Source organism: Gluconobacter oxydans DSM 3504, from assembly GCF_000583855.1.
GTDB lineage: Bacteria > Pseudomonadota > Alphaproteobacteria > Acetobacterales > Acetobacteraceae > Gluconobacter > Gluconobacter oxydans.
Genome location: NZ_CP004373.1, coordinates 1238832 through 1251590 on the forward strand (window position 1 = coordinate 1238832; position 12759 = coordinate 1251590).

The following is a 12759-nucleotide window of genomic DNA, read 5'->3' on the forward strand; positions in this document are numbered from 1 at the left end:
TCAGGACGGCGCTGACTGCATGCCCCGGACGAGGCGGGTGGTGGACTGGCCTTCGACAAGGTCCACCAGCACGACCTTGCCGCCATAACTCTTGACCACATCGGCACCGACCACCTGGTCTTCGGTGTAGTCCGCGCCCTTGACGAGAATATCCGGCTTCAGGGTGCGGATGACCTCCAGGGGCGTGTCTTCGTCGAACAGCACCACGAGATCGACCGAGCGCAGGGCCCCGATGACCCGGGCGCGGGCTTCTTCCTTCTGGACTGGGCGGGTCGGTCCCTTGAGCCGGCTGACGGAGCGATCCGTGTTGAGGGCCACGACCAGCCGGTCTCCTTCACGGGCCGCCGCCTGAAGCAGGCTGACATGGCCGGGATGGACCAGATCGAAACACCCGTTGGTGAACACGACCTTCGCGCCGTGCCGGTGCCAGCTTTCCACGATGCGGGCCGCCTGTTCGACCGGCACGAGGGCGCCTGTTTCGGGCATTTCCTGCAGCAGTTCGCGGGAGAGTTCCTCGCGCGAGACCGTGGCGGTTCCGAACTTGCTGACGGACAGGGCGGCGGCGGCGGTTGCGATGACGACGGCTGTTTCCAGCGTCTGACCGGCGGAAAGCACGGCGGCGACCGTGGCAACGACCGTGTCTCCGGCGCCCGAGACGTCAAAGACTTCGGATTTGCGGCTGGCAACATGCAGCGGTTTGGCGTCACGTTGCCAGAGCGTCATGCCATCTTCCGATCGCGTGACGAGGACGTTGCCGCCGAACTGGCCGGACAGGGTTTCCGCGACTTTCAGGACCTCGCCATCCGTGCGCGCCGGCAGGCCGCTGGCCTGTTGCGCCTCAATGCGGTTGGGGGTGACGAGCGTGGCGCCGGCATAGGCTTCGAAGGTGGGGCGCTTGGGATCGACGATGACGGGGATGCCCTTTTCGCGGCCGGCGGCGATAATGGCGCGCAGGACCTCATCCGTCAGGACGCCCTTGGCGTAATCCGAGCAGACGAGGACGTCCGAGACAGCGATCGCACGACAGGCTTCTTCCACAAGGCGCTGCTGGAGTGTTTCGGAAAGGGGGGTGAGCTTTTCGACGTCGATGCGCACGATCTGCTGGCGACCACTGACGACGCGGGTCTTGGTGATGGTGGTCCAGTCGGGGGACGAGACGATGCCGTCCGTCTCGATGGTGGGCCAGAGTTTCAGGGTTTCGTTCAGGCGCGCGGCCGAATCATCCTCGCCCACGAGACCGACAAGATGGACCTGGGCGCCCAGGGCAGCGGCGTTGACCGCCACATTGGCCGCACCGCCCGGCACACAGCGCAGACCGTCATGCAGGACGACGGGAACAGGGGCTTCTGGGGAAATCCGGCTGACGCCGCCCGAAATATACTGATCCAGCAGCAGGTCACCGATTACCGTAATGCGGCCAAAGCGGAAATCGTCGATCACAGGCCTGCTTCTCCTTCAGTCATGCGCGGCGGTTCATATTTCACCGGAGCGCGCAAAAAGAAAAGGCGAGGGATGACACCCTCGCCTTTTGCGAACCGGACCGGAGACATGGATTGCTCCGGGTCTTTGCTCACTCTGCGGCAGGACCGGCCAGCAGCGTTGCGAGCGAACGGCCGAAACCGGTCGGATCGGGAAGGGGCTCGCCTTCCTGCACGCGGGCCAGATCCAGCAGGACGGTCGCATAGTCCTTGACGCTCTCGCCCTTTGCGACGCGCTCGGCCAGGGCCTTGATGAGCGGATGCTTCGGGTTGATCTCGAGGATCGGCGGCATGGCGGGCATGGCCTGACCCGAACGGCGCATCAGGCGCTGCATCGTCAGATCCGGACCACCATCGGACGTGATGACAACGGCACTGCCCGTCAGGCGCACGGTGCTGCGGACGTCCTTGACCTGATCGCCAAGCGCGTCCTTGAGGGCCGGGACCAGCTTTTCGACGTCTGCAGCTTCGGTCGTGTCTGCTTCCACAGACTCGAACTTCTCCAGATCGCCATGGGAGTGGGTGACGGAGCGCAGGGGCTTTTCCTGATAGGAAGACAGACGCTCCGGCCAGAAGCCGTCCACCGGATCGGAGAGAAGCAGGACTTCGAGGCCGCGGGCGCGGAAGCCTTCAAGCTGGGCCGAGGACTTGAGCGCGTCCAGACTGTCGCCGGTCAGGTAATAGATGGCGTCCTGAGCATCCTTCATGCGGGAGATGTAATCATCCAGCGTGATCAGGTCGTCACTATAGGTCGAGTGGAAGCGGGCGAAACCGGCAATTTCCGTCCGGTGTTCGGCGTCTTCCCACAGGCCTTCCTTGATGACGGCGCCAAAGTTTTCCCAGAACGTGTTGAAACCGCTGTCGGCTTCCTTCGCACGCTTGCTGATCTCGCTCAGGACACGTTTGGTCACGGCTTTGCGGATACGGGCCAGGACCGGGGTGGCCTGAAGCATTTCGCGCGAGACGTTGAGCGGCAGGTCTTCGGTGTCGACCACGCCCTGCACGAAGCGCATCCAGTTCGGGACCAGTTCGGCTTCGTCGGTGATGAACATCCGGCGGACATGCAGATGGATCCGGCTTTCGCGGGACTGCTCCATGAAATCGAACGGGCGGGCGCTCGGCAGGAACAGCAGGGCCGTGAATTCGGTCACACCTTCCGCGCGCCAGTGCAGCGTCGCATAGGGCTCATCGAAAGCATGCGAGATGTGCCGGTAGAACTCGGCATACTGTTCCGGCGTGATCTCGGATTTCGGCTTGCTCCACAGGGCTGTGCCTTCGTTGGCGGCCTGGTCTTCGGTGGTGCCGTCTTCCTTGGTTTCACGCAGGGTGATGGGCCAGGAGATGTGGTCTGCCCATTTGCGAATGATCGAACGTAGACGCCAGCTGTCGAGGAACTCGTCAGCATCATCCTTCATGTGCAGGACAATGTCGGTGCCCGGCGTGGAGCGGGAGGCGGGGGTGAGCGTGAAGGCGCCCTTGCCGTCAGACGACCAGGTCCAGGCTTCGTCGGAACCGGCCTTGCGGGACGTGACGTCCACACGGTCAGCCACCATGAAAGCCGCGTAGAAGCCCACACCGAACTGGCCGATCAGGCTCGGACGGTCTTCCGGCTTTGCGGCATTCAGCTTCTCACCGAAGGCGCGGGTGCCGGAACGGGCAATCGTGCCGAGGTTCTGGGCCAGTTCGTCATGGGTCATGCCCACGCCGTCATCGGAAATGGTCAGCTCTTTCTGGCTCTTGTCCGGATTGATGCGGATGGACGCATTTTCCGGGAGAGCCAGTGCGCTGTCCGTCAGGGCCTCGAAACGGCGCTTGTCCGTGGCATCAGCCGCGTTGGCGACGAGCTCACGCAGAAAGATCTCACGATCCGAGTAAAGGGCATGGACCACCAGATCCAGAAGACGTCCGACTTCGGCACTGAACTCGTGCTTTTCGGCTGCCTTCTGGGTGTTCGTTTCACTCATCTCATCAGTCTCCGTACAGGAAAGTGACTTCGATATGCGATGTCACAAACGGATTTTCAACCGGCATCAGAGGTAAGATGCGAGCGTCATGCCCTTCATGTCGGCGATGAGGGAATAGGACGCCTGAAGCTGGTTGTTGGTGTCCGTCACCTGCGTGGAAACCTGCGCCAGATCAGCATCCTTGACCTGCCCGAGCTGGGTGGTCAGGGCGGAAGACATCTGGCTCAGCATGGAGGCCTGGGTTGTCAGGCTGTTCTGCTGAACGCCGAGAAGGCCGCTCATGTCTCCCAGGCCGCTCGTTACGGTTTCCATGGAGCTCTGGAGGCCTGAAATCAGGCTGGAATAGTCACTTGCGCTGGTGGAAGACGAGCCGAGGGAGGCGACCACCATGAGGTTGCGCATCAGGTCGCGGATGGGCGATGTGGTGGAGGTCGAGGTGGCGCTCTGGGTGGCGACCATGCCCACGGAGACCGTTTCGGACTGACCGACGACGACCTGCATTTTCTGCTGGTAGGCCTGATCGGGGGACGTGGACACCGCTGCGGAGAAAGGCTGGCCGGCGGCGGTATTGCTGGCCAGATCCCCGGTCGTGCTGAGCACGTCGTCCGCACTGGTGGAGCCGAGCTGGCTGACGGCCTGTTCGATCTGGGTGGCGAGATCCGATGTGCCCAGATCGGTGCTTACGGGGGCGGTCGTGTTCTGCTGCCCGGCGAAAACGTAGCTGTCGCCCTGTTTCGTATTCAGCAGGTTGCCGAGCGATGTCAGGGCCGACTGGGCGGCGGTGGCGGCTGTCGTGACGGTTGAATAGGTCAGCGTGCTGCCGAGCGTGGACAGCGAACTCGTCAGATCCTGGGCAATGGTGGAGATCTGCGACAGAGCGGTCTGTGTCGTGGTCAGGGTGTTCTGCGCATTCGTGACGTTGCTCGTCCAGGCGGACACCTGCGTGATGGCCGGCTGAAGGGCGAGGGCCTGTGTCCGGGATGCGCCGAGACCGGCATAGCTGCTGGAGAGAACGCCGGTCGAGGCTTCGAGCTGGAGCGAACTCTGGCTTTGCGAAAGGTTCTGGACACCCAGAAGAAGCTGGCTGGAGATTCCTCCGAAGCCGAAACTGGAGATGGTTCCGGTCATGATCAGGTTCCGATTGCGCTCAGCAGAGCGCTGAACATTGTCTGGACGGTTGATACGACTTTGGCATTGGCCGCATAGGCGTTCTGCAGGGTGACGATATTGGCCATTTCCGTGTCCACGGAGACCGTGGATGTTCCGGAAAGGTTGGACGTCAGGCTGGTCTGTGTCGTCTGGGACAGGGCGAGGCCGCTGCTGGCATCGCTGGCGGTGGCGGCCTGTTTTGCCGTCAGGGATGTCGCAAGGGAGATGATCCCCTGATTTCCCGTATAGCCCGTGGACAGGGTTCCGGTCAGTCCGAGGTTCGTGCTCGGCGCTGCCGTCTGGGAGGTGCCGGCGGAATCGGATGTGGTTCCGAAACCGTAGCTCAGGACCTTCTGGATGGTCTGTGTTCCGGATGTGCTGCTGTCGAGCAGTTTGGACGGATCATCGGAATAGGTGCTGGAAACGCTCATGACCTGCGAGAAGCCGACGCTTCCGGTCGGCGTGAGGTCCGTCTGCGATGTGCCCGGAACGTCGCCATCTGCGCCAGATGTGAAAAGGGGCATGCCCTGATCGCTCAGGCGGGTGGCAACGGTTGATGTCAGGGAGTCCAACTGCGCCTGCATGGTGGGGAGCGTTGTATCGCGCAGGGTGATATTCGCGCCCAGCGTTCCACCAGTCAGATCCGCAGTGACATCCCGGCCGTTCATGGTGATGGCAGGAATGCTGCTGTCGGCAGACGTGGCGGAATAGGTCGAGCTGACCGAAATCTGGGCTGATGACGTGCTGAGGGGCCAGGTGGAGGAAACGGTTGCGCCCTGGGTGCTGCTGGTATCCCGCGTCGGCAGGGTCACGCCATTTGCGGTGGAGATGGTCATGTCGCCATTTGCGGACTCGGACCAGGAGACGGAGAGTTCCGAGGAAAGCGACGACAGGGCCGTGTAGCGCTGGTTTTCCAGCGCGGCCGTATCCTGACCGGTGCTTTTGAGATTCATGATCTTGGTGGACAGGGCACCGATCGTGGTGAGATCGGTGTTGATGTCCGAAACCGAGGATACGACAGTATCCTGGGCCGTCTGGCGCTGGGTCTGATAGGCCGAGGCGAGGGTGTTGACGGACTGCGCGAAGGTGGAGGCGGCTGAAATGACCGTGCTCTGGGCCGATGCGCTGTCGGGCGTGGACGTCAGGGACGTCAGGGCGGACTGAAGATTGCCCAGTTCGTCAGAGAGGGTTCCGCTGCTGCCGGAGGTGGCGCTGGTGGAGCCCTGAAGTGCGGTGATGTTGGACAGGGAGTTGCTCGTGGCCGTGTAGGCCGCGACGTCCGCATTCTGGGCGTAGAGCGCCTTCTGGACCTGCTCGTTCGTGGCCAGGGTTGTGGCGGCAGTGCGCACACCGGTGCCCATATTGCCAGCCACGGTGGACTGAACGTTGGCGTTTTCCTTGATATAGCCGCTTGTCCCGGCATTGGAGACGTTGTTGGACGCAACGGCCATGGCGTTCTGGACGGCGTTCAGGCCGGACGTTGCAATCGAGAGTGCGCTGTTCAGTCCCATGAGGCAGGTATCCCTTCAGTCCGGCTTACTGGATCATCGCCAGGGTGGTCTGAAGAAGCTGGTCGGCCGTGGAGACGACTTTCGTATTTGCGCCGTAGGCCTGCTGCGCCACGATCAGCTTGCTGAGATCGCCGGTCAGATCCGTGGTGGATTCCTCGATGGAACCCGTGGTCAGGGTGCCGGCGCCATTGGTGTTGACGGCGTTGATCTGCGGGCTGCCGGACTGCGACGTGGCGGTATAGGCCTGTCCGTTCTGGGCAGACAGGCTGTTCGGATCGGCGAAGGTCGTCAGCGGGATCTTGGCGACAAGCTGGGAATAGCCGTTGTCGAACGTTGCCATGACAGAACCGTCCGTCTCCATGGAAATGCCGGAGAAGGTGCCGCTGGTGACGCTGTCAGAGGTCATGGAAACTGTGTTTGCCGAGCCGAGGGTGACGCCGCTGAGGCTCACGGTCATGTCCTGAGGGGAGCCTGTATAGTTGAAGCTTGAGCTGGAAGTGCTGCTGGCTCCAGTGCTGTCCTGGGACGTCACGGAGGAAACGGCGCCGGTGGAATCAAACGTCACGGTCGCGCTGTTGCTGGTGCCCGTAGTGTCGTTAGCATCCTTAACAGTCCAGGTCGTGTCGTTGACCTTCGTCCAAGTCAGATCGACCGTCGAGGCCGCACCTGTGCTGTCATAAGCTGTCGTCGACATATCGACAGTCTTGCTGCTGCTGTCGAGCGTGCCGGTTGCGGTCAGTTTCGTGCTCTCGGTCGGTCGGAACGCGATTGTGGAAGGAACCTGAATGGCAGAGAGAGACGTGCCCAGGGTGCCTGAGGTGGCGTCGACGTTGTAGCCCTCAAGGTAATAGCCGGACGTGTTGACCAGATAGCCGTTCTTGTCCTGCGAGAAGTCACCGTTACGGGTGTAATACTGCTGCGTTCCCAGAACGGGGGTGCTGTCATTGCTCTGGCCGGTGGCCTGCACGACGTTGAAGAACCCGTTGCCGGAAATGGCGAGGGCCGTGCTGTTGGTCGACGTTGTGACCATGCCCTGGTTATCGGTGTGCTGACGGGTGGTCGCAGAGACGCTATCGCTCAGGGATTCACCGTCATTGGCCAGTTCGTTGTTGGTGACGTAGTCCTCGAAACTGGTGGTGCTCGCCTTGTAGCCGGTGGTCTGGCTGTTGGCGATGTTGTTGGACAGGTCGGTAAAGGCGTGGGACTGGGCGTTCAGGCCACTGACGGCCGTGTGGACCGCGTTGATGATCGAGGACATGGCATACTCCCGGACATGGAACAGGCTGCGGGTCGTATGCCCGAGCATCACGGCCAAGGATTCCACGACGGATGTTAAGGAAGTCCTTACGAGGCAAAAAAGAGCGGTCCAGCCTGCATGAAAGCCGGATTCGGCTTTGGAATTCCTTGGAACCTGGGCGGGAAAAACACTTTCAGCCTCTGGTTCTCCGGGTTTGGAACGGGCAATATGTGTGAGCATGCCCCAGCCAGACGACGACCCGAAAAAGCCCAGTATTCCTGACGATTCTCCGGTCAGACCCGCCAGATTCGTTCATGGCAGCATCATGCGTCATGTCGTGACCATGGCCGGGACGGGGGCGATCGGGCTGATGGCGGTGTTTGCCGTCGATCTGCTCAATTACGGCTATATTTCCCATCTGCATGACAAGACGCTGACGGCGGCGATCGCGTTTGCGACGGCAGTCAGCTACGTGCAGGTGTCTGTTTCCATTGGCATGACGATCGGGCTAGGAGCCTGCACGGGGCGGCTGATCGGGGCGCGGCAGCATGCCGAAGCCCGGCGGATGGCCTCGGCATTTCTGGTGGTCATGGTGGCGATTGCCGCTGTGCTGGGGCTGCTGACGGCGACGTTCGCGATGCCTCTGCTCGGGCTGCTGGGCGCGCATGGCGAGGCGCAGCAACATGCGGCGACATTCCTGCATATCGTTTCGCCAGCGTTGCCGCTGGTCTGTCTGGGGATGGCGCTGTCATCGCTTCTGCGGGCGGTCGGGGATGCCAAGCGCTCGATGCGGGTGACGCTGACCGGGGCGGTTGTTTCGGCCTGTCTGGATCCGGTCATGATTTTCGGGCTGCATCTGGGGCTTGAGGGGGCTGCGATCAGCACGGTTCTGGCGCGACTGGCGATTGCGGCGAGCGGATTCCTGAATTTGCGCGGTCACGCCATGCTGGAATGGCCGGAGCGGTCGGCGTTTGGGCCTTCCACGCGACTGATTGGCGGGATTGCGGTTCCGGCGATTGCGACCAATCTGGCGACGCCGACGGGGGCGCTGTTCGTGACGCATGCGATGGCGCGGTTCGGGCTCAATGCAGTTTCGGGGCAGGCGACGATTGACCGGATCGTGCCGGTGGCGTTTTCGCTGGTCTTTGCGCTGACGGGGTCGGTGGGGCCGATCATGGCGCAGAATCTGGGGGCGCGGCAGATCCATCGCGTGCAGGAGGCGCTTCTGGCGGCGCTCAAGCTGACGGCGCTGTGTGTGGGCGTGACCTGGCTGATTCTGGCGGCGACGCACAATTACATCATCCAACTTTTCGAGCTTCAGGGTGTCGGCGTGGACATCGTGCGGCTGTTCTGCTGCTGGCTGGTGCTGAGTTACATGTTTGTGGGACTGCTGTTCGTGGCCAATACGGCGTTCAACAATCTGGGGCACCCGTTCTATTCCACGGGGTTCAACTGGGGCCGGGCGACGCTGGGGACCATTCCGTTCGTGTGGTTCGGGTCGGCTTACGGGCCGGTCGGAATTCTGGTCGGGCAGTCGCTGGGCGTGGTGCTGTTTGGCAGTCTGGCAGTGGTGACGGCGTTCCGGGTGATCCGGAAGCTGGAGCCGGCGATTGTGAAGCCTTAAGAGGGTGCTGGGGTTGCCGCTGCGACTGAGGCCAGTGTTCTGACCGTATGTGCAGCGGCGGGATCTGGCTTTATCGGGCGGAGAGCGCCGTTTTCTTGGCGGCTTTGAGGTTGCCTTTGGCGATTTTGCGCGCCTTGAGGCGTTCGAGACGCTCTTTCATCGCCATTTTCTCGTAGCGAATGCGCTGACGGATCCAGTTCAGCATGCCGGATGCTGTCAGGACCGCGATGCCCACGAAGGTCCAGCGATCGAGCGGCTGTTTGAAGAGGAAGTAGCTCAGCGCGACGCCCCAGGCCATCTGGCTGTATTGCGGCAGGGCGACGCGGTTTGCCGGGGCCCGGGCGGTGGCAAGCATCATGCAGAGCTGTCCGAGCGCGGTCAGGAAGCCGTATCCGAACAGGTAGAACCAGATCTTTGTGTTGGACGGCCATGTGGCGTGGGCGATCATCAGTAGACCGTTGCCGACCAGGGCGCCCATCAGGCTCGATCCGAAGAGCGACAGGCGGACGGTTTCCTTGCTGGCAATGCGATAGGCGATCACGCTGCCCGCATTCGCGCAGGCGGCCATGAGGGCGCACAGATGGCCCAGATTAAGGGGGCGCACTCCCGGGCGCAGGACGATCAGAACACCCGCAAAGCCAAGCGCGACCGCCAGCCAGGCCCAGAACGTTACTTTCTCCTTGAGCAGCACGACGGACAGGATCGTGACGAACAGCGGCATCAGGAACGTGATCGACAGGGCCTCGGGCATCGAGAGCAGCATGAAGGCTTTGACGCTGGCGGCCGTGGCGACGAAGACGCAGACGGCCCGCAGCAGCCACATGCCGCGAAGCTTCGGACGCACGATGTCGAGATAGGATTCAGTCGGTTTGCGAATGAAGGGAAGGATGAGGAACCCGAACACACCGCCAAAAAACGCGACCTCGAAGGGGTCGAGACTTCCGTCCAGCAGTTTGGAAAAGGCGTCGCTGATGGCGAACGCGGAATAGGCACCGAAGGCCAGGGCCATTCCGGAGAAGAGGGTTTTGGTGTCCATAAGGCGCGGGGACTCTGACGGGAGAGAGAAGGAAACGTGCAGTCCTGAGACAGGGCACCAGTAATTTCGGTCAGGCTTCTTAGAAGAAGTATTATGGAAATTCAAACCCGTTTCCGGAATGACGAGTATTTTCTTTTATAACTGGGGATATATTTTGTTATAACACATAATTATTTATATATAACACTGTAAAGGTTATTAATTCACACCTGATGCTGCGTCTGGTGTGTTCCGGTCCGGCCGGCGAAATCGACTCTGGTGAAGGCGCCCGTTATAGAAGCGGCACTCTTCAATGCTGTTTTCAGGGGAACGGTCTGTGCAGTGCGAATGGCGTAGGTCTTACGACAGGCTGGTTCCGATGCTGATTAAGGAGCATTTCGGAGATCCGGGTGTGATGACCCGGCAGTTTCCTTACATGAAATCGACGTTTCTTTGGAAAGGGGATGATTTCATTCTCACGCCGGAAGCGCTCGCCAATCCGAAGAACAAGTATCATGGGCTTGAGCGGCTGGCGCTGGAGCATCATGAGGCCGGAGACTGGCGGCTGGCCGGGGAATACTGGCTGATCGCGGCGGGGTGGCGCCGGAACCTGATGAATCCCGAGAACGAGCGGCATGTCGAAGCGCTGCAGTTCGCGCTGCGGCATGTTGAATATGATCGCGCGCTGGCGGAGTGGAAAAAGAAGAAGCTCGGCCGGAATGCGATGCCCTATCCCAGCCAGTTCGGGCTTTCGGACGACTGATTTTCCGGAGCATTTCATGCAGGGATGGGAGTCCCTGCATGCATACCCAGTCTGAAAATTACTGACCGAACACCTGCTGATAGAAAGCGAGTTCCCTTTGCAGGGCGTCCTCTATGGTTTCGCGGGCGCGGAAGCCGTGGGCTTCCTCCGGATAGACGTGCAGGGCGGAATGTTCGAGTTTTGTGCGCATGGATTCCGCCTGTGAGAGGGGGACGACCCTGTCTGCGCCGCCGTGCAGGAACAGGACGGGAACAGTAATCCCTTCAGCCTGCGTGATGGGAGAACGTTTCAGATACACGGCCTCGTCTTCCGGATAGGGGCCGATCAGGCCGTCCAGATAGCGGGCTTCGAATTTGTGCGTTTCTTCGGCGAGGGCGCGCAGATCGGTGACGCCGTAGAGGGATGTTCCGGCGGCGAAGAGGTCCGACTGGGCAAGAGCACCGAGGACGGTCAGGCCGCCGGCGCTGCTGCCGCGGATGACGCAGCGGGCGGGATCGGCGAGGCCACGGTCGAGCACGGCCTGCACGCCGGCGAGGCAGTCTTCGATGTCTGCGACGCCCCACTGACCGTCCAAGGCTTCGCGATAGGCGCGGCCGAAGCCGGTTGAGCCGCGGTAATTAACGTCGAGGACGGCAAAACCGCGTGAGGTCCACCACTGCACCTTGAAAGCGAAGGACGGGTTGGCACGGCCGGTCGGGCCGCCATGGGCCATGACGACGAGCGGTGGTTTTTCGCCGGGCTGGAGTGTGCTGGTGCTGCTGGCGGGAGCGTAGAACAGGGCGTGGGCTTCGGCGCCGTTGGCGGTCGGGAAGGTCAGGGGGGTGGGGGTTGCGATATCGGCTTTTGTCACGCCGGGCGGGAGGGTGACGCTGGTGCGGAAGCGGTCACAGGGCTCGCCGGGACGGCCGACGGCAATGGCGGCAGGGGCGTCGGACGGGGCGTCGATCCATGCGAAGCATCCGTCTTCGAGCGGTTGGGGGACATTGACCGGAGTGCCGAGCGAGACGTCTGTCCAGTGTCCGTTGTCTTCCAGCAGGACGTGATTGAGACCGTGGCGGATACCGAGGGCCAGCAGTCTGTTTCCGGGCAGCGGGGCCATGGTGCGTTGACCGAAGACCCAGTGCGGCAGGCCGATTTCGGCGTTGGCACCGTCGAGGCTGTGCGGGTGCCAGCCGGTATCGTCATGGGAAAAGCGGATGGGGGTCCAGCGGCCTGAGGCGTCGGACGTGGCGTAGAGCGTGCCATCGGGGGACCAGCAGGGTTCGATGATGCTGCATTGTTCCGGGCCGGTCAGGTCGGTGACGGGGCCGAGTGTGCCGGTTGTGCGGTCGAAGGGTGCGACGGAGAGGGTTGTGACGGTCCAGGGCATGGCGGGGTCGTTCCAGCTGAACCAGGCCAGGAAGCGTCCGTCGGGTGAGGGGCGGGGGGCGGCGTAGAAATCCGCGCCTTTGACCAGCACGGTTTCGAGGCCGTCGGACTGAACATGAACGAGGGTTGCGACGGGCGTGCCTTCGCCGTGGGTTTCGCGCACGCAGAACACGGCATCGGAAACAGGGTCGAAGGTCAGGTCGGCGTAGCGGTGTTCGGGGTTTTCGCCTGCCTGTGCCCATTGTGTGGCGGTGGGACCATCGCTGAACCAGAGTCCGCCGAGCTTGCGGTCGCTGAAAACGACCTGCGGGGCGCCGTTCTTCAGACGCACGTCCCAGGCCCCGCCGCCATATTCGTGCACCCGCGTGCCGACCGAATATCCGGGCGGGATCAGGTCGCGGATCCGGCCTTCGGGATCGCGGGCGGTGATGACGGAGCGGCCCTGTTCATCCGGGCGGCTTTCGAGCCAGATGATCCAGTTTCCAGCCGTGCGCAGTTCGGAGAAGGACAGGGTGCGGCCGGCCACGAGTTCGGGCGTGACCCAGGACGGCCAGTTTCCGGATGCGGATTTGGGAGCGCGGGGGGAAACTGTGGGGGAAGGCGATGTCGTCATTTTTCATCCTGTCTCCGATGCCGTAGTATCGTAACCG

9 protein-coding genes are annotated in these 12759 nt (G+C 62.1%); 2 read left to right on the plus strand and 7 right to left on the minus strand.

The features are described 5' to 3' along the window. The 5 genes from rfaE1 to flgE form a co-directional block, all read right to left on the minus strand. Positions 1 to 1440 carry a D-glycero-beta-D-manno-heptose-7-phosphate kinase gene (gene rfaE1 / locus GLS_RS05525; protein WP_041111517.1) on the minus strand — a complete coding sequence of 480 codons (1440 nt, stop codon included), beginning with the start codon at positions 1438 to 1440 and terminating at the stop codon, positions 1 to 3. 130 nt (positions 1441 to 1570) lie between these two features. Continuing rightward, positions 1571 to 3442: a molecular chaperone HtpG gene (gene htpG / locus GLS_RS05530; RefSeq protein WP_041111518.1), complete on the minus strand. Its 1872-nt coding sequence runs from the start codon at positions 3440 to 3442 to the stop codon at positions 1571 to 1573. Positions 3443 to 3508: 66 nt separating this feature from the next. Beyond that, positions 3509 to 4570, minus strand: a complete 1062-nt coding sequence (locus GLS_RS05535) for a flagellin (protein ID WP_041111519.1) — start codon at positions 4568 to 4570, stop codon at positions 3509 to 3511. 2 nt (positions 4571 to 4572) lie between these two features. Beyond that, positions 4573 to 6102, minus strand: a complete 1530-nt coding sequence (gene flgK / locus GLS_RS05540) for a flagellar hook-associated protein FlgK (RefSeq protein WP_041111520.1) — start codon at positions 6100 to 6102, stop codon at positions 4573 to 4575. A 25-nt stretch (positions 6103 to 6127) separates the two neighbouring features. Then, on the minus strand, positions 6128 to 7408 hold the full coding sequence (flgE, locus tag GLS_RS05545; RefSeq protein ID WP_226986670.1) for a flagellar hook protein FlgE: 1281 nt from the start codon (positions 7406 to 7408) through the stop codon (positions 6128 to 6130). Between the two features lie 169 nt (positions 7409 to 7577). Here flgE and GLS_RS05550 point away from each other — a divergent pair, with 169 nt between their 5' ends. After that, positions 7578 to 8963 carry an MATE family efflux transporter gene (locus GLS_RS05550; protein ID WP_226986648.1) on the plus strand — a complete coding sequence of 462 codons (1386 nt, stop codon included), beginning with the start codon at positions 7578 to 7580 and terminating at the stop codon, positions 8961 to 8963. A gap of 70 nt (positions 8964 to 9033) precedes the next feature. Here GLS_RS05550 and GLS_RS05555 read toward each other — a convergent pair whose 3' ends face one another. Next, positions 9034 to 9999 carry a DMT family transporter gene (locus GLS_RS05555; protein ID WP_024716738.1) on the minus strand — a complete coding sequence of 322 codons (966 nt, stop codon included), beginning with the start codon at positions 9997 to 9999 and terminating at the stop codon, positions 9034 to 9036. 394 nt (positions 10000 to 10393) lie between these two features. On the opposite strand from GLS_RS05555, the gene GLS_RS05560 reads away from it, so the two are divergent. Continuing rightward, positions 10394 to 10741, plus strand: a complete 348-nt coding sequence (locus GLS_RS05560) for a hypothetical protein (RefSeq protein ID WP_041112697.1) — start codon at positions 10394 to 10396, stop codon at positions 10739 to 10741. A 58-nt stretch (positions 10742 to 10799) separates the two neighbouring features. Here GLS_RS05560 and GLS_RS05565 read toward each other — a convergent pair whose 3' ends face one another. Continuing rightward, positions 10800 to 12722 (minus strand): S9 family peptidase, encoded by a 1923-nt coding sequence (locus GLS_RS05565; protein ID WP_052327482.1) that lies wholly within the window; start codon positions 12720 to 12722, stop codon positions 10800 to 10802. Between the last annotated feature and the right edge of the window lie 37 nt (positions 12723 to 12759).